Below are 15,517 nucleotides of genomic sequence, written 5' to 3' on the forward strand. Positions count from 1 at the left end.
CAAAAATGAAATACATTACATATAGTATCATTACCGGCTCCTTAATGCTTGCGTTGATGGCATGCGAGAAAAGGGCTTACCAACGAAAGCTACCGGAATTGGAACATCACTATTATGCTGTTTTTGTTCCCAACTCCAATGACACCATTACGTCATCAAAAAGAACCGACCTGATAAAATTGCCGGTACAATTTTATTCGGCGTTCACCCGTAATTACGATGCGGTGGCAAAATATACTTTCAGCACTACCGGCTACACCCTGCCTGCTGTACGCGGCGTAGACTTTGATGTAGTAGATAAAAACGGAAATGTGATCCCTGCTACCGATAACACGTATACCATGATATTCCCACAGGCATTACAAGCCATGGATACCGTTTACGTTAAGCTATTGAACAATACCGCAACCGGCGTACGGCAATTTGAAATCCAGTTACTGGATAATATTACCGACGAGTTTGAAGTAGATATTTTTTCAACCGCCTTTAAAAAGCCTGTAAAGATCAAATAGAGAGTAGTTGTAAAGCAAAAAAGACCGCTATCAGCGGTCTTTTTTGCTTAAAGAAGCTCTTTCATAAAAATAGATAACCGGCTGTTGTTTTCTCTTAACTTCCGAACAGGTAAAATAACCCTGTTGATCTGTTGCAAAGCAAATGGCCTCTCCCTGCGGTTCTCTTGTTACCGGTGTTATCTGTTGCGGTGGCCTGCCTAATGCTGCAGCCACCGTTTCCCCCACAGCCCGTTTATAATACCAGTAATATTCTTCACTGCGCAGAAAGATCTCCAATCCACTGATTGAAATATTGCCGCCTGTAACCAGGTGAAAGGGTAATGTAATCACCGGTTCCAGCACTATTTTTTTATGGGTAGATTGAGGAAATGATGCTACATAGATCCGGCTGCAGGTATCTTCCTTTGTGACGATGTACAGATCGCGGGTTAATGGATCCAGGAGAATGGTTTCCGCATTGTGCGGCTTATCGGGGTAATGCAGGGTAATAGTTTCTGCACTTTTTATGCTCTTGCGAACAGGGAATGCAGCCGTTGACAGATCCGGCTCCTGAAAACGATAAATGCGAATATTGCAATGCCATTCATTATTGTCGCCAATATCGGCCACATAGATATAAGTATGATCAGGCAATGGGCCGGGGCCAACCGCTATATCTTCCCAGTCGCGGTTAAGGCTGTTGCAAATGATCAGTCTGCCGAGGTCCTGCCCGGTAGTATTGGTAAGATAAATACAATTGGGATGCGCATTGTCCTGGTTTAAATACAGCATATTTTTATTTTGAAGACTGGCAGCGATGCCGGAGATCTCGCGCAGATTTTTTCGCTTCAATGGTATTATTTGAGGACTGCTGCTGAATTCCGAAGTTTTGTCGGGCAGCTCATTGCCATACTGTACCCCCTTGCCGGGAACACATTGCGATTGCCGGCAATGCGAGCAGGGAAAACAGGAATGAATGACAGCAAATGACAAGATGCATAAAGAAGTATTAATAAAATATTGCCAACGCGCTTTCATGGTTTCCTGGCTATCACAGATATGCTGGTAAAAAAGGTATGCCAAACCTATAACATTCGCCTGTAAAGGTGAATGCTGGTGTATTATCAGGAGGTTAAATCGGCCGGTTTAACCGTATAATTCTATGAAAGACCAGAATAGAAAATAATAAAAAAGAGGCGGTCCAAAATTTCTTTTGTGACCGCCTCTTTTTTATTATTGAATTATTTATTGTAAGCCATCAATAGCCACCATCTCATTTACGTCCGCTGCATAATCTACATTGGCCAATCCAAATCCAAACAGGTTAAGGAAATCAGCTTTATAACCCGCCAGGTCGCCAATAGCCGGAAGTGTTTCGGTATTTGCCTGCGCCCACAGTTCAGCTACCTTGTCCTGTATATCCGCTCTCATTTCCCAATCGTCAATTCGTATTCGGTTATTTCCATCTACAGGAATAGACTGGCCGCTGTATAAACGCTCTCTGAACAAACGATCTATTTGTTCAATACAGCCTTCATGGATTCCTTTCTCCTTCATTGTTTTATAAAGCAGGGAGATGTATAATGGAATGACAGGAATAGCAGAGCTGGCCTGGGTCACCAATGCTTTGTTTACAGAAACATAGGCCTTTCCGTTCACCTTTTTTAAACTGTCGGTAATATTAAAAGCGGTGGCTTCCAGGTGATCTTTTGCTTTACCAATGGTTCCTTTGCGATATACTGCCTCAGTAAGGCCGGGACCAATATAGGAATATGCCAGGGTCAAAGCATTTTCTGACAGGGCATCGGCCTGTAAAAGCGCATCCATCCACATTTGCCAGTCTTCGCCACCCATTACGGCTATTGTATTGTCAATGTCTTCCGGTGTGGCAGGCGCAATGGAGATCTCGGTTACCTTACCGGTATGAAAATCTACCGTATTATTGGTGAAGGTTTGTCCAATAGGCTTAAGAACAGAACGGTGGGTAACGCCCGTTTTAGGATTGGTCCTTACCGGTGAAGCCAGGCTATAGACCACCACATCTATTTTGCCCAGGTCCTTTTTTATAAGCTCGATGGTTTGTTTTTTGATCTCATCGGAAAAAGCATCGCCATTGATACTTTTGGCGTAAAGGCCTGCTTTTTTTGCCTCATTTTGAAAGGCAGCACTATTGTACCAGCCGGGGGAAGCGGTTTTGCCCTCTGACGGCGCTTTTTCAAAGAAAACACCGATAGTGGAGGCATTGGCACCAAAAGCACTCACAATTCTGGAAGCCAGGCCAAAACCTGTTGATGCACCAATTACCAGTACATTTTTAGGGCCGGCAATTGTTCCTTTGCTCCTGGTATAAGCAATTTGATTTAAAATGTTTTGCTCACAGCCTTTAGGATGGGCTGTTAAACAAATAAATCCTCTCATTTTGGGTTCTATTACCATAGCTGATTCTTTAAAGATTTCCGCAAAATATCATTTTTTAGGCACCTGGCAAAAGGAGAAGGCCATGGACCCAGACTGGCCATACTTATTCGTTTTATGGATTTCAGGAGGATCCGTGTCTCATAGGGATGCATTTGCGGCGTATGAAATGAGGAAATTTTGTATCGTTTTTATAAATTCCAGCACTTGCCTGTATGATCACAAATTATCTTAAAACTGCCTTCCGCAGCCTGAAAAAAAACATACACTTTACCGTAATAAATATCCTGGGACTTGCCCTTGGTTTGTCCGTTTGCCTGCTGATTGTGTTTTACGTATTGGACGAGTTAGGTATCAGAAAGATTCTGGGGGCCAGCATTCTATCGCTGGTGATTTTGCTTTCAAAAGATTTTCTGAAATGGATTGCGATCGCTCTTGTTATTGCGCTGCCTGCAGGCTGGCTGATTATGCAACAATGGTTGCAGGATTTTGCGTACCGGAAAACCATTCAATGGTGGGTTTGTTATCGCCAGCGGTGGCATACTACTTATTGCATTTATTACCATCAGTATGCAATCGCTCAAAGCTGCCATGATTAATCCGGTTAAAAGCCTTCAGCGTGAATAAACCCGTTTTGCAGTGTTTTAAATTAAGAGCGATTTAGCTATTTTTGGAAGCCATCTGCTATAAAAAATATGAACACCACAAATACCGTCAAAAACGATACGGCTAAACGACTGAAAGCGATCTTAACCGGTTCCATTGGTAACCTGGTTGAATGGTATGACTGGTACGCCTATGCCGCCTTCGCGTTATACTTCGCTCCCGTATTCTTCCCCAAAGGTAACCCCACCGCTCAGTTGCTGGATACAGCAGCCATTTTTGCGGTAGGCTTTCTTATGCGGCCTATCGGTGGCTGGTTATTTGGCAGTATTGCAGACCGTGCCGGACGTAAAACGGCTATGACCCTGTCCGTTTTACTGATGTCAGCAGGCAGTCTTATGATTGCGCTGGCTCCCTCCTTTGCTGCTGCCGGCGCCCTCTCGCCCGTTATCCTGCTTACAGCCCGGTTATTACAAGGCTTAAGTGTGGGTGGAGAATACGGCACTTCCGCCACTTATCTGAGCGAAATTTCTACAACTGGAAAACGTGGTTTCTATTCCAGCTTTCAGTATGTTACCCTTATCGGCGGGCAGCTTATTGCACTGGGTGTACAAATGTTGCTGCAAAAGGTATTTCTTACTCCCGAACAGTTACACAACTGGGGCTGGCGGATCCCATTTGTAATTGGTGCGGCGCTTTCCCTGTTTGCCCTTATCATCCGCAGGCATATGCAGGAAACTATTGTGGTGGAGAAAAAAGATGTTAAACGCGGATCCGTTATCACGCTATTAAAGGAACATCCACGTGCTGTACTTACCGTGGTAGGTCTTACCATGGGCGGCACATTGGCCTTTTACACCTACACCACTTACATGCAGAAATTCCTGGTAAATACAGTACATCTCAGCAAGGAACGTTCTACACAGCTGGTCTTCTGGCTGATGCTGATCTACGCGTGTATGCAGCCGTTGTTCGGGATGCTGAGTGATAAAATAGGCCGTAAACCGCTCCTGCTGGGTTTTGGGATCCTGGGCACTTTATTCACCGTACCTATTCTTACTGCTATCAGTCATACAACTACCGAGTGGGGTGCGTTTATCCTGATACTGGCCGCGTTGATCATCGTTACCGGATATACTTCCATCAATGCCGTTGTTAAGGCAGAATTGTTTCCTGCCGAAGTAAGAGCCCTGGGGGTAGGCTTACCTTATGCACTTACCGTTGCCATCTTTGGGGGCACGGCTGAATATATCGCATTATACTTCAAGAAAACCGGCAATGAGTCGCTGTTTTTCTGGTATGTTACCGGGTGTATCCTCATCTCCCTAATAGTATATGCAGTTGTAAGGGATACAAAACATACTTCACATATCGATAAAGAAATGCGCTGATGTTAACAAAGCCTGGTTTTCATTGGGAAAGGCTAAAATATTATACCATAAATGGGGAAGGAATTCCGCACCGTCTCTAATCATTTTCTAATGTACTCTATTTGTATTCATTGTAGTTTTGCCTGATGATGGCCCTATTTCGCAATAAACTGAAAAGGATTGTCGCCAACCTGAAAAGTGAAAGAGTAAAGTTGAATTTCATGCAGGCACTTCCCTATTGGACAGCGTCGCTTGTTGCCGGTTTGCTGGCGGTGCTGTATGCCAAATTATTTGCCTGGGTTGAAGAAGCGAACATTTTCATTTTACATCATTTCAAATGGAGCCTTTTAGCAATTACACCCATTTGTTTTGTGCTTGGCTGGTGGACCGTTCAACGGTTTTCCACTTTTGCACGAGGCAGTGGCATTCCACAAATTATGGCTTCCATAGAACTGGCAACGCCTAAAGAACATAACAAAATTGACCGGCTATTAAGCATAAGGATTATTGTGGTAAAGATCATTTCGAGTTTGATCATGGTGTTTGGTGGGGCCATCATCGGGCGTGAAGGGCCAACTATCCAAATAGCTGGTTCCGTGTTCAGGACCGTAAATAAATATTTACCCAGCTGGTGGCCCAGGATCTCGAAAAAGAATATGATCATAACAGGTGCTGCAGCCGGACTGGCAGCGGCTTTCAACACCCCGTTGGGCGGAATTGTATTTGCGGTGGAAGAATTGTCAAAAACACATATCAGTTATTTTAAAACGGCCCTTTTTACCGCCATTATCGTGGCCGGGTTAACAGCGCAGGCATTGCTGGGTCCTTACCTGTACCTGGGTTATCCCGATGTAACACATCTGTCGTCCATAGTCTTTGTTTGGGTAATATTAACGGCCATCATTGCAGGTCTTTTCGGCAGCGGCATTTCAAAGTTGGTCTTAAGCATTATGAGTTGGAAATCCCGCTTTAAAAAGAAATATCAAACAGTTTTCTATCTCATTATCGGTGGATTATTAATTGCACTGGCTGGTATTTTTATTCATCCCGATGCCATAGGATCGGGTAAACAGGTAATGACGGGCACATTGTTTACAAACGATAAGTATGTTCCCTGGTACATGCCCTTTATTCGTATGGAAGGACTGATCATGTCCTTTACCTCCGGTGCCGCAGGCGGGGTGTTTGCGCCTTCATTAAGTATCGGCGCTTCCTTCGGGTCATTGATAGCGGGGTTGTTACATCTTTCTTTAACAGACTCCAATTTGCTGATCCTGGTAGGAATGGTAGCCTTTTTAACGGGCGTAACAAGGACGCCGTTTACGTCAGCTATACTTGTACTGGAAATGACTGACCGTCACAACGTGATCTTTTACCTGATGCTGGCCGGTTTGCTGGCCAACCTCGTTTCTTTATTGATCGACAGGCATTCCCTATACGATCATTTAAAGGTCGGTTGCCTGAAGGAACTTAATCAATCTAACTAACTTATGCCGATGGCCATAAACGAGGCAGAGATAACCCTGCCCCATTTAATTTCTATTCTTTTATACTAATAAGCGACGGTAAAACGCTGGCGGCTATGTCTTGAATTTTCAATTTCATCAGCAATGGCTACCGCTACATCCTCAACAGAAATAACACTTCTTTTCTCTTCATTATAAACCGGTGTATCGAGCCCGGTGCGGTAAATGCCTTTTCTTTCACCAGAGGTACCCTGATGCATTTCAAGAGCAGGGCTTAAAAATGTCCAATCCAATTCTTTTTCATCTTTTAGGATATTCAAATAGTCCCGTGCTGCCAATGCGCCTGGTTTCCATTCTGCCGGGAAACCGGGAGTATCGACTTTTTGTACCCCCTCTGCGACAAAAAGACTACCTGCACCGCCAACAACCAATATGCGTTGTACACCTGATCTTTTCACGCCTTCCTGAATAGCCGCAGCCCCCTGTAAGAACTCGTTATACAAATTTGGATTGGTCCAACCCGGATTATAAGCGCTAATGACCACATCATTACCTTTTACGGCGTCGGCTATTGCAGCCGCATCCAATGCATTTGCCTGTTTAGCAGTTACCAGGTTATGCGGCTGTATCTTTTCAATATTACGTGCAATGGCAGTCACCTGATGCCCTCTTCCCAGAAGTTCTTTTAAAACGGCTGTCCCTACAAAGCCTGTGGCTCCAATTAATGCTACTTTCATCTTTTCATTTTAAGTGTTACTCAAATACTGTTATGTTTTATGTTACAGTTTTACTCAAAAAAATTACTCGAACCTCTTCACAAAATCTTTTACGGTGATTTTATCAAGCTGCTTAAGAAATAGTTCATCCGCAGTACTAAACAAGTCCTTCAGGTGATCGTTTATTTGCCTACCAACCGGACAATCAGGATTAGGGTCGTTCGCTCTGCCAAGCAACGGCGAATCGTTAACGGCCCGGTAAACTTCGGATAAGGTAATTTTTGATGAAGATTTTCCCAATGTATAGCCCCCTCCTTTACCTTCTTTACTTTCAATGAAACCCAATGCCCGCAGATTGCCAATTTCCTTGCGCACAATGGCCGGGTTAACATTTATACTGCCAGCAATAAACTCAGATGAAAGCAACTCTCCCTTCTTGATATCAAGGAGGGTAAGAATGTGTAAAGCTGTTGCAAATCGCCCATTGTTCATACTGTAATAATTTTAATTACAGTACAAAGATACGGATGCTGCTCTCTTTTCAAAATTTTATTTGTTAATACTTTTCTTTGAAATCCGCCTGCTACTAATTTGTCCGTTTTTATAATATTGGGCAGCTGTTTTACCGTAAAATAAACGGATAACTAAGGCAGACTGGCGTTTGCCCGCCGTCAGGTCAGCCCCAGAGTCATACTATTAGCTTAACTTGCCTGAGCTCTCATCATAAATTATACCTGCAATGAAAAAGATCATTCTGCTGTATTTAGCAGGGGTAATGAGCTTGCTAAATCAACCAGTTTTTTCTCAGGAAGACACAGCTGCCTTAGGCATGGCAGGTGACAACCTGGATCTTTATGCCGTGTTAACAGTCTTTCAAAAATCAAAAACCATTGAAGAGTTTGAAAAGACTTTAAATGATGAAAAAACAAAAATCAACAACCTGGATTTAAACCTTGATAAAAAAATTGATTTTATAAAAGTTGTATCCAAGAAAAAGGATAACTCGCATACGTTTGTACTTCAGGTTGATGTAACTAAAGATGAAACACAGGATGTAGCGGTTATTTTATTAGATAAAGACAAAAACAATAAAGTTTCTTTGCAAATAGTGGGTGACGAGGAACTGTATGGAAAAGATTATGTCATAGAGCCAAAAGGGAATTCATCTGTAACCCCTAATCCGGCATATACGGGTGAAAATCCTGTTACCGTAACTGTTCCGGCTCCAACTACAACGGTAGTGGTTGAATCTGCACCGATTGTACAATACGTGTATTCCCCTGCATACGTGCCTTATGTACCTCCTTACCATTACGGATATTATCCACCCTGGTTTGGGTTTGCAACGGTGATGGCAGTCGGCATTTATCGGCACAACCATTATCATTATCATGGTGGTTATTATGGCGGACATTATGGGGGCGGAAACGTTGTAATAAATAATAACAACTTTAATAATTTCAATAATTACAACAATAATAAAATGAGGTCTAATACCGTATCCAATAACAGGAATAATGGCAACTACGGTAATGGTAACAGAGATGGTAATAGAGGTAATAACAGAGGTGATAACAGGGGTAACAACAGAGGCGATAACAGAGGTGATAACAGAGGCGGCGACAGAGGTGGTAACAGAGGCGGCGACAGACCTTCTGCGTCAACCCGTCCTTCCGACGGGGCATCTAATCGTGCAGGAGTATCCGATCGTCAATCCGGCGGGTTCTCCGATCGTGGGTCAGGCCGGTCATCATCTAACTTTTCTTCAGCGGGATCTGGTAGAACCAGGAGCGGCGGCGGAGGAGGTGGAATGAGAGGTGGTGGTGGTGGCGGAGGCAGAAGACGGTAATAAGAAACACCCAGGCGAAATATTTTCACCTGATTATTTCAATGTATATAGCTTTTGTTATTGAACAGGCATTTCAGAAGCACTCATATCTCTTACGCAAACATACTTGTTGTCCCTTTTTTCAAACAGGCTCATATAGTTTCCGGAATTAACAGTTGTATTAGCAGAGTCAACTACCTGAAAATAGCCAATTTCCACAACCTGCCCCCCATCATTTGATACAAAAACTTCCTTGGTCTTAAACGTGATTTTGTTGGAATTTGAAGCCAGGTCCGACTTTAAGAAATCCAGGATTGATTCTTTGCCTATTAATGGCGCCCTGTTTTGATAATAACTTGTTGCATCATCTGCATAATAACCAATGTTCTTAAGTTCGCCTGCATTATAGGTAGTAGCATATTCATCTTCCTTGGCCTGGATTTCTTTTTTAATTTGTTCTTTATCTACCGTCCCTGCTGTGGGTTCCTGTTTTGCTGAATTACAAGCAGAGATATAAGTTATGATGCCCGCCAGTATTGTCATTTTCATGGTCTTCTTTTTCATAACTAAATTATTATCGAATTTGTAATGATTCATACCGAAATTATATGTGCAAGATAAACACAGGCTCAGCTGAAAAAGCATTTCACTTATGTTACTAACCGTAAAATGCCCGCTGGCTGAAATAGAAGCCCCTGCCTAAAAGTAGCAGGGGCCGTTCATTGAACAATCCTTTTATTTTAATTACTCCGCTTGGATTTCGATCTAACCCGAAGTGCCTTCTCCGTCAAATCTACTATTGAGTAAGTGATGAATGCAGGTTTTAATAATTCAGCGATCTTTTCCATTTCCTCCCAGGATAACATGATGTCCCGGCTCCATTTTTTTTTAAACGACACCTCGGTTTTAATCGTGTACCGGACAAAATCGCGCCCAGACGATTCGGAATAAGTTACACCTGAAAAAGTAATCGTACTATCCCTGAAGATAGTTTTGCCGTATATTTAGCCGGATTTTGAAAGATTAGAAACGCAGCAATCTGATACCATGAAATTGTCCGAAGCGATATCGTTTATTAAAAAAGGAATTGTTCCGAAAGGTCCGTCACAAATCTGGGCAGATCTTGGTGCGGGCAATGGATTATTCTCTGAAGCCCTGGTCTCCCTGTTACAACCAGGATCTACCATTCATGCGGTTGATCTGCAAAAGCGGCCTAACTACCAACATAATCCCTCGATCATATTTCAACAGGCGGATTTTGTGAAAGATAAATTGTCTGTTCCTATCCTCGACGGCATACTAATGGCAAATTCGCTTCATTACGTACAGGATCAGGCTGCATGCATCCAACAGTTAAAAACCCATTTACGCAAACGCACTGGCGTGTTTATCCTGATTGAATATGACACCGATAAAGGAAATGAATGGGTCCCCTATCCTGTTTCATTTGCCCGCGCACAGACACTTTTTGATGACGCTGGCTTTTCTACAATCGAAAAAATAGGAGAACGCACATCCATCTACCGCAGGGATAAAATGTATGCAGCTTTGATCAGTCAATAAGTTGTTTTTCTGATTGATAAAAGGATCAGGAAATGCGGGCAGGCTGTTTTCCTTTCAGTGACGAAGGACTGACACCATATTGTCTTTTGAACGAGCGTGAAAAATGGGAAATATCTTCAAAACCGAGATCAAGGTAGAGATCGACCGGTGCAACCTGCTTTGTGGTCATCAGGTTATAAGCAGCTTCCAATCTGCGCTTTAATAGCCAGGCTTGTGCATTCATACCAAAAGCTTTGCGCATATCCCGTTGAAAGGTGGATAAACTTCGTCCGGAGAGTTCTGCAAATTTTGCCATGGGAACGTTGAACCGGAAATTGCGTTCCATAAAAACGGTCAGATCAGGTTTATGCTCTTCGTGGGGACTTAATAGCCAGCTGCCGAAAGCAGCGTCCTGTTCTACAAGTGCTAGCGTGGCTTCTGTTAATTTAAGTGGAACCATTTGAGAGGAAAGAAAACTATTGTTCCGCAGATAAGGAAGCAGGGATTCGATCACTCCCTGTAAAGGAGCAGTTGGCTGTAGCGGAACTACAGCGCCATACCGTTGCTCATTCATACCTGCATCCAGCGGATGTTTCAGGGCCAGGGCTTCTACAAAATGCCGTTCAAATACAAAATATACGATCCTGAAAGCTGCCTCACCCTGAACGGGCCGCTTTTCGCATTTCACGAGCAAGTCCCTGCGAAAAAGAACCGTTTCGCCTTCATGTACGACCACCTCCTCTTCTGCAGTAGTATAATGGAGTTCGCCCGCGTACACATGGCAAAGCACGTGTTCGCGGACAAATTCCTCGGCCGCGAAAGTTGGAACCGTTCCCGTAAAGAGGAACACATTGGGACGATAGAATTCCGTTTTATCTCTCAGAATGGCCATATCTCAAATTTAACAAAAATATCGGCAGTAGGGTTTCCCTTTAATAGTCTAGTGTGCCTGGGCACTTGGTCGAATGGTTATTTCCGTTACTGCACTTTCAGCGGGTTGACCAACAGCATACACAATAGCGTTAGCAATAGCATCAGGATCGAGGCTTGGGAAATTAGCGGCATCGCCAAACAGTGTTTTTAGCTTTTCACTGGTTATTTCCCGGGTAAAGTCTGTTGCAACAACACCGGGATTGATGACGGTCACGCGTATCTTGCCTGCTAACTCTTCCCGCAGACTGTCCATAATAGCCCGAACAGCAAACTTGGTACCTGTATATACCCCCGTTCCGGGATAAGTCTTTAGTGCCTGAACAGAAGCAATGGAGAGTATATGGCCATTACTTTGAAGCACATGAGGCAGTGCCGCATCGATGCCATAAAGAACTCCTTTGATATTCACATCAACCATACGGTCCCATTCATCGACCTTCCCTTCATCGAAGAAGGAGTTGGGCATAACGCCCGCATTGTTGATCCATACATCGATCCGGCCGAATTTTTTGATCGCAGCTTCCGCCAGCAATTGTACTTCCCTCCTTTTTGTCACGTCTGTAGGTACGGCCAGCATGTGTCCTCCACTTTCCGCTGCCAGCGCATCCAGTTCTGTTTTACGCCGGGCAGCAGCAACTACATGGGCACCAAGTGAAACCAGTTTCTTTGCAGTAGCTCTTCCGATGCCACTGCTGGCGCCGGTTATTACAATTACTTTCTCTTGTAGCATATTTTTCTTTTTTACAAAGCTAAAGCGTACTGAAAGTAGCCCGTTTGACCGGGTGAGTCAATGTTACTTGCCCCCAATGGTCATTTAGAAACCTGCAACGAAACAGGCATGTATTTTTATTAAAATAAAGCATGACGATCAATAATGAACCCGGGAAATCACTTACAGCACGTTTTTGGGTGTTGGTTGCGTTGTCGTTCATTAGCTGCCTGTTGTTTCTATGGCTGGCCTGGGAAGTACTGGCAGAAAAAGGGGAATGGCTCGATACCGTTGTGTGGAACTGTGTTAAGCAATGGACATCACCGCTGCATACCAAATTGGCATTACTGGTTACTTTCGGCGGCACCAATTTCTTTACGATCACTATCTACCTGGTAATTTTATTTTTTCTGTCTAAAAGAGGTCATAAACGAGCCGCGATTTATGTATTTGTAATTGCTGCCAGTAGTATTTTATTGGGCTGGGCTTTGAAGCTGATTTTTCATCGGACACGTCCCCCAATGCCGCATTTGCAATTAGCGATAGGTTATAGCTTTCCCAGCGGGCACACCCTCGGTGCCTTCACATTATGCGGTGTGTTGATCTATATCACCCTGAAAAGCAAGTGGTCATTTATCGCCCAATTAGCCTCCGCATTTTTACTGCTTTCATACGCTTGCCTGGTAGGACTTAGCCGGATCTATTTACATGTACATTTTACCACAGATGTTATTGCCAGTATGCTGGTAGCATGCTGGTGGCTCACGCTGTCGCTTATCTGTATAAAATTGATCCAGCGTTAAAATATCGCCTTAGCAATGCTGGCTTTTTATCCAACATACTATTATATCAAATTATTATAAGGGAAAGTCCCTGCTTTTCTTAATAGTCGCTGTTATTTCTTATATATAACAAAATGATATAAAGACAAAGTTTATTTTCGGGATAAATAATGAACCATTATGGACCGCTATGACAGCAGGATACTACAATTGCTTGCAGACAACGCCCGCATTACCGGAGCAGACATTGCCCGAAAAATAAATTTATCACTACCTGCAGTAACAGAACGATTACGCAAGCTTGACAGATCGGGGTATATAGAAAAGTACACGATAAAAGTAAACCGGCAACAGGTAAACCTGCAATTGCTGGCATTTATCCAGGTTTGGATCGATCACACCAAAACAGCGCCGGTAAAAGAGAATCTCATTGCATTAAACGAAGTGCTCGAATGCCACCATACGGCAGGCGATTATGATCTGCTGTTGAAAGTGCTGGTAAAAGATACGCTGGCGCTGGAAGAACTGCTGGTAAAAAAGATAAAATCCATAAAAGCGATAACCCGCACCAATACAACCATCATTCTCAACACCTATAAAGAAGAGGTTAACACAAAAAACTTTTAAGATGACAGCACCTGAAGTAAAAGACCTGGTCCATCAATTTGAAATTGGTAGGTTACCCAAAGAAAAATGGACACATGAAGCACATTTTGCCATGGCACTTTGGTATTGTTGCCTGCAGCCATTACCGCAGGCAATTGAATCAATCAAAGAAGGTATAAAGAAATACAACATTAGCATTGGTGGAGAAAATACCGATCACGCAGGTTATCACGAAACGATCACCGTTTTCTACACCAGGCATATAATTAACTACGTATTGCAAACCGGCGCCGGCCGGCAATTTGAAGTCATACTGAACGGGTTTTGGCAACAGGAATTTTTAAAGAAAGATTTTCCGTTAAAATATTATTCCCGGGAATTGTTAATGAGTAAAGAAGCCAGAAAAAACTGGTTAACGCCCGATTTACAGCCGCTAATGTTATAACCTATTACATTAATATAAGAATACCTATCTCCAAAAAGTAATTTCAAGTATTTGTCTTAAAACCTGTTGATTAATTTTAAAGTGCCTGAATATTCTTCTAAATATGTTATCTGTGTACATAACTGTAACTTGTATAAAAAAAGTTATCGGATCACTGTACTTTCTGCCAGGCAACTTCAGCAATTACTTTTCGCCCACCTTGTGTTGTATGAGTAACCACATACTTTATTTCACTGCCTGTGTATGTATAAAAGCGTTCCTGGTCAATACCCTCCCAGTTTGGATAAAAAGCGTGTTCAATCATAAACGTAATGGTCTTCTTCTCCTCATTAACTCTATACTTTCCAAAATGCGAATTACTGCCCTGCACCAACGCAGTACTTTCTTCCGGGGTGCATTTATTTTTGTCGCCTGATTCAATTTTAGGCCGTACCGCTTTTAGTATTTGAATGGCATAGTTACCTTTTTCATCAAACATCAACAGGCCCTGAGGATCTTTTCCATATGGATACTCCCTGCTGCTATCGGGATAAATATTAACAACAGATATTAATGTCCACGTTCCAGGCAATTGTTTTTGCAATGAGTTTATGGAAGGGTTACCCTTTTGCGCGTATAACATAAAGGAGAACCCTGACGCCAGCAGGAGTGCGATTACTTTTTTCATTTTTAATAATTTTATCGGTTCAAAATTATACAGATTAATTAGTTACCTTTCTGTACAATTTTTCACTAATTCTGTAAATTTCCTTAATGAAAGCAGAAAACATCTATGTGCCGTTTGAAGTGGAGTACAAAGAATGTCACAGTTATCCGCAAGCGAGACGAAGCAGAAACTTCTTTGAACTGATATATATTGTAGATGGTACCGGCGTTCAATACATTAACAAACTCAAATTTAACTATCGAAAGGGAAATTTGTTCCTGATTACACCGCAGGATATCCACTCTTTTGACATAGCAAACCTTTCCAGCTTCTTTTTCATTCGCTTTAGTGAACATTACGTAAAGACAGTTATTTCAAAGGATAAAGACGCGGTAAAGCGGATGGAATACATCCTTCAAAATGCCAGCCATCGCCCTGGTTGTATTCTAAAAAACAAGGCAGATAAACCATTTATCGCATCGCTTATTGAAAGTATTATCCGGGAGAATACGAATCAGCAGATCTATTTCAATAAAATAATTGAACAGATTGTAAACACGGTTATTACAATTGTAGCGAGAAATATTGCCTTAAAGCTTCCAAAGAATATAAAAGAAAACACCGGAGAGCCGGTGCTTGAAATATTACACTACATACAGCAAAACGTCTTTGAACCTGGCATGTTGAGAGCAGAAGTAATAAGCAGGCATTTTGGTATTTCTTTAGCTTATTTAGGGCGCTATTTCAAGAAGCAAACGGGCGAAACGTTGCAGCAATATATTTCCAACTACAAAATGCGACTGGTGGAATCCAGGCTTCTTCACAGCGATATGAGAATTAATGAGATTGTGTATGAATTTAATTTTACCGACGAAAGCCATTTAAACCGGTCGTTTAAAAAATATAAGGGAATAAGTCCAACGGAGTTTAGGAAATCGAATAGTTAAAAAAAGTAAATCACTACG

The 15,517-nt window shown here is 42.6% G+C and carries 18 protein-coding genes; 10 read left to right on the forward strand and 8 right to left on the reverse strand.

Going from position 1 to position 15,517, the window contains the following annotated elements; translation table 11 throughout:
* The first annotated feature begins 5 nt into the window (after nucleotides 1-5).
* Nucleotides 6-512 (forward strand): hypothetical protein, encoded by a 507-nt coding sequence (locus BMX95_RS15795; RefSeq protein ID WP_081203626.1) that lies wholly within the window; start codon nucleotides 6-8, stop codon nucleotides 510-512.
* 30 nt (nucleotides 513-542) lie between these two features.
* On the opposite strand, the gene BMX95_RS15800 is transcribed toward BMX95_RS15795, so the two are convergent.
* On the reverse strand, nucleotides 543-1,529 hold the full coding sequence (locus BMX95_RS15800; protein WP_090519458.1) for a hypothetical protein: 987 nt from the start codon (nucleotides 1,527-1,529) through the stop codon (nucleotides 543-545).
* Nucleotides 1,530-1,736: 207 nt separating this feature from the next.
* Complete coding sequence (gene fabV, locus BMX95_RS15805; RefSeq protein WP_081203403.1) at nucleotides 1,737-2,927, reverse strand: enoyl-ACP reductase FabV; 1,191 nt, start codon at nucleotides 2,925-2,927, stop codon at nucleotides 1,737-1,739.
* A gap of 194 nt (nucleotides 2,928-3,121) precedes the next feature.
* On the opposite strand from fabV, the gene BMX95_RS15810 reads away from it, so the two are divergent.
* The 3 genes from BMX95_RS15810 (at nucleotide 3,122) to BMX95_RS15820 (ending at nucleotide 6,366) form a co-directional block, all read left to right on the forward strand.
* Nucleotides 3,122-3,505 (forward strand): ABC transporter permease, encoded by a 384-nt coding sequence (locus BMX95_RS15810; RefSeq protein ID WP_081203404.1) that lies wholly within the window; start codon nucleotides 3,122-3,124, stop codon nucleotides 3,503-3,505.
* Nucleotides 3,506-3,601: 96 nt separating this feature from the next.
* Nucleotides 3,602-4,900: an MFS transporter gene (locus BMX95_RS15815; RefSeq protein WP_081203405.1), complete on the forward strand. Its 1,299-nt coding sequence runs from the start codon at nucleotides 3,602-3,604 to the stop codon at nucleotides 4,898-4,900.
* Nucleotides 4,901-5,025: 125 nt separating this feature from the next.
* Entirely contained in the window at nucleotides 5,026-6,366 is a 1,341-nt protein-coding gene (locus tag BMX95_RS15820) for a chloride channel protein (protein WP_081203406.1), read from the forward strand.
* Nucleotides 6,367-6,431: 65 nt separating this feature from the next.
* Here BMX95_RS15820 and BMX95_RS15825 read toward each other — a convergent pair whose 3' ends face one another.
* Nucleotides 6,432-7,082, reverse strand: coding sequence for an NAD(P)-dependent oxidoreductase (locus tag BMX95_RS15825; protein WP_081203407.1), 651 nt, complete (start codon nucleotides 7,080-7,082; stop codon nucleotides 6,432-6,434).
* Nucleotides 7,083-7,145: 63 nt separating this feature from the next.
* Nucleotides 7,146-7,553: an Rrf2 family transcriptional regulator gene (locus tag BMX95_RS15830; RefSeq protein WP_081203408.1), complete on the reverse strand. Its 408-nt coding sequence runs from the start codon at nucleotides 7,551-7,553 to the stop codon at nucleotides 7,146-7,148.
* A gap of 247 nt (nucleotides 7,554-7,800) precedes the next feature.
* On the opposite strand from BMX95_RS15830, the gene BMX95_RS15835 reads away from it, so the two are divergent.
* Nucleotides 7,801-8,910, forward strand: coding sequence for a hypothetical protein (locus tag BMX95_RS15835; protein ID WP_081203409.1), 1,110 nt, complete (start codon nucleotides 7,801-7,803; stop codon nucleotides 8,908-8,910).
* A gap of 57 nt (nucleotides 8,911-8,967) precedes the next feature.
* Here the strand turns inward: BMX95_RS15835 and BMX95_RS15840 are convergent, their stop codons facing one another.
* The gene (locus BMX95_RS15840) at nucleotides 8,968-9,534 is read right to left on the reverse strand and encodes a YybH family protein (RefSeq protein WP_242673224.1); all 567 of its coding nucleotides are present in this window, start codon (nucleotides 9,532-9,534) and stop codon (nucleotides 8,968-8,970) included.
* A 402-nt stretch (nucleotides 9,535-9,936) separates the two neighbouring features.
* Here BMX95_RS15840 and BMX95_RS15845 point away from each other — a divergent pair, with 402 nt between their 5' ends.
* Nucleotides 9,937-10,452, forward strand: a complete 516-nt coding sequence (locus tag BMX95_RS15845) for a methyltransferase domain-containing protein (protein ID WP_081203410.1) — start codon at nucleotides 9,937-9,939, stop codon at nucleotides 10,450-10,452.
* Between the two features lie 25 nt (nucleotides 10,453-10,477).
* Here the strand turns inward: BMX95_RS15845 and BMX95_RS15850 are convergent, their stop codons facing one another.
* The gene (locus BMX95_RS15850; RefSeq protein WP_081203411.1) at nucleotides 10,478-11,323 is read right to left on the reverse strand and encodes a helix-turn-helix domain-containing protein; all 846 of its coding nucleotides are present in this window, start codon (nucleotides 11,321-11,323) and stop codon (nucleotides 10,478-10,480) included.
* A 48-nt stretch (nucleotides 11,324-11,371) separates the two neighbouring features.
* A complete protein-coding gene (locus BMX95_RS15855) occupies nucleotides 11,372-12,094 on the reverse strand; it encodes an SDR family oxidoreductase (protein WP_081203412.1) in 723 nt (240 codons plus the stop codon).
* 131 nt (nucleotides 12,095-12,225) lie between these two features.
* Here BMX95_RS15855 and BMX95_RS15860 point away from each other — a divergent pair, with 131 nt between their 5' ends.
* The 3 genes from BMX95_RS15860 (at nucleotide 12,226) to BMX95_RS15870 (ending at nucleotide 13,906) form a co-directional block, all read left to right on the forward strand.
* Nucleotides 12,226-12,876: a phosphatase PAP2 family protein gene (locus tag BMX95_RS15860; protein ID WP_081203413.1), complete on the forward strand. Its 651-nt coding sequence runs from the start codon at nucleotides 12,226-12,228 to the stop codon at nucleotides 12,874-12,876.
* 159 nt (nucleotides 12,877-13,035) lie between these two features.
* Nucleotides 13,036-13,482 carry an Lrp/AsnC family transcriptional regulator gene (locus BMX95_RS15865; protein WP_081203414.1) on the forward strand — a complete coding sequence of 149 codons (447 nt, stop codon included), beginning with the start codon at nucleotides 13,036-13,038 and terminating at the stop codon, nucleotides 13,480-13,482.
* A gap of 1 nt (nucleotide 13,483) precedes the next feature.
* Entirely contained in the window at nucleotides 13,484-13,906 is a 423-nt protein-coding gene (locus tag BMX95_RS15870; protein WP_081203415.1) for a hypothetical protein, read from the forward strand.
* A 151-nt stretch (nucleotides 13,907-14,057) separates the two neighbouring features.
* Here the strand turns inward: BMX95_RS15870 and BMX95_RS15875 are convergent, their stop codons facing one another.
* Nucleotides 14,058-14,573 (reverse strand): lipocalin-like domain-containing protein, encoded by a 516-nt coding sequence (locus BMX95_RS15875; RefSeq protein WP_081203416.1) that lies wholly within the window; start codon nucleotides 14,571-14,573, stop codon nucleotides 14,058-14,060.
* Between the two features lie 86 nt (nucleotides 14,574-14,659).
* Between BMX95_RS15875 and BMX95_RS15880 the strand changes: the two genes are divergently transcribed.
* Nucleotides 14,660-15,499: an AraC family transcriptional regulator gene (locus BMX95_RS15880; protein WP_081203417.1), complete on the forward strand. Its 840-nt coding sequence runs from the start codon at nucleotides 14,660-14,662 to the stop codon at nucleotides 15,497-15,499.
* Nucleotides 15,500-15,517: the final 18 nt, after the last annotated feature.

Origin of the sequence: Niastella yeongjuensis (genome assembly GCF_900110245.1) — a bacterium.
Classification (GTDB): Bacteria; Bacteroidota; Bacteroidia; order Chitinophagales; family Chitinophagaceae; genus Niastella; species Niastella yeongjuensis.

Coding starts and splice junctions, on each gene's coding strand:
- BMX95_RS15810 (WP_081203404.1), top strand. CDS start 3,122: ATGATCACAAATTATCTTAAAACTGCCTTCCGCAGCCTGAAAAAAAAC.
- BMX95_RS15815 (WP_081203405.1), top strand. CDS start 3,602: ATGAACACCACAAATACCGTCAAAAACGATACGGCTAAACGACTGAAA.
- BMX95_RS15820 (WP_081203406.1), top strand. CDS start 5,026: ATGATGGCCCTATTTCGCAATAAACTGAAAAGGATTGTCGCCAACCTG.
- BMX95_RS15865 (WP_081203414.1), top strand. CDS start 13,036: ATGGACCGCTATGACAGCAGGATACTACAATTGCTTGCAGACAACGCC.
- BMX95_RS15855 (WP_081203412.1), bottom strand. CDS start 12,094: ATGCTACAAGAGAAAGTAATTGTAATAACCGGCGCCAGCAGTGGCATC.
- BMX95_RS15875 (WP_081203416.1), bottom strand. CDS start 14,573: ATGAAAAAAGTAATCGCACTCCTGCTGGCGTCAGGGTTCTCCTTTATG.
- BMX95_RS15825 (WP_081203407.1), bottom strand. CDS start 7,082: ATGAAAGTAGCATTAATTGGAGCCACAGGCTTTGTAGGGACAGCCGTT.
- BMX95_RS15870 (WP_081203415.1), top strand. CDS start 13,484: ATGACAGCACCTGAAGTAAAAGACCTGGTCCATCAATTTGAAATTGGT.
- BMX95_RS15850 (WP_081203411.1), bottom strand. CDS start 11,323: ATGGCCATTCTGAGAGATAAAACGGAATTCTATCGTCCCAATGTGTTC.
- BMX95_RS15795 (WP_081203626.1), top strand. CDS start 6: ATGAAATACATTACATATAGTATCATTACCGGCTCCTTAATGCTTGCG.
- fabV (WP_081203403.1), bottom strand. CDS start 2,927: ATGGTAATAGAACCCAAAATGAGAGGATTTATTTGTTTAACAGCCCAT.
- BMX95_RS15845 (WP_081203410.1), top strand. CDS start 9,937: ATGAAATTGTCCGAAGCGATATCGTTTATTAAAAAAGGAATTGTTCCG.
- BMX95_RS15860 (WP_081203413.1), top strand. CDS start 12,226: ATGACGATCAATAATGAACCCGGGAAATCACTTACAGCACGTTTTTGG.
- BMX95_RS15840 (WP_242673224.1), bottom strand. CDS start 9,534: ATGCTTTTTCAGCTGAGCCTGTGTTTATCTTGCACATATAATTTCGGT.
- BMX95_RS15880 (WP_081203417.1), top strand. CDS start 14,660: ATGAAAGCAGAAAACATCTATGTGCCGTTTGAAGTGGAGTACAAAGAA.
- BMX95_RS15830 (WP_081203408.1), bottom strand. CDS start 7,553: ATGAACAATGGGCGATTTGCAACAGCTTTACACATTCTTACCCTCCTT.
- BMX95_RS15835 (WP_081203409.1), top strand. CDS start 7,801: ATGAAAAAGATCATTCTGCTGTATTTAGCAGGGGTAATGAGCTTGCTA.
- BMX95_RS15800 (WP_090519458.1), bottom strand. CDS start 1,529: ATGAAAGCGCGTTGGCAATATTTTATTAATACTTCTTTATGCATCTTG.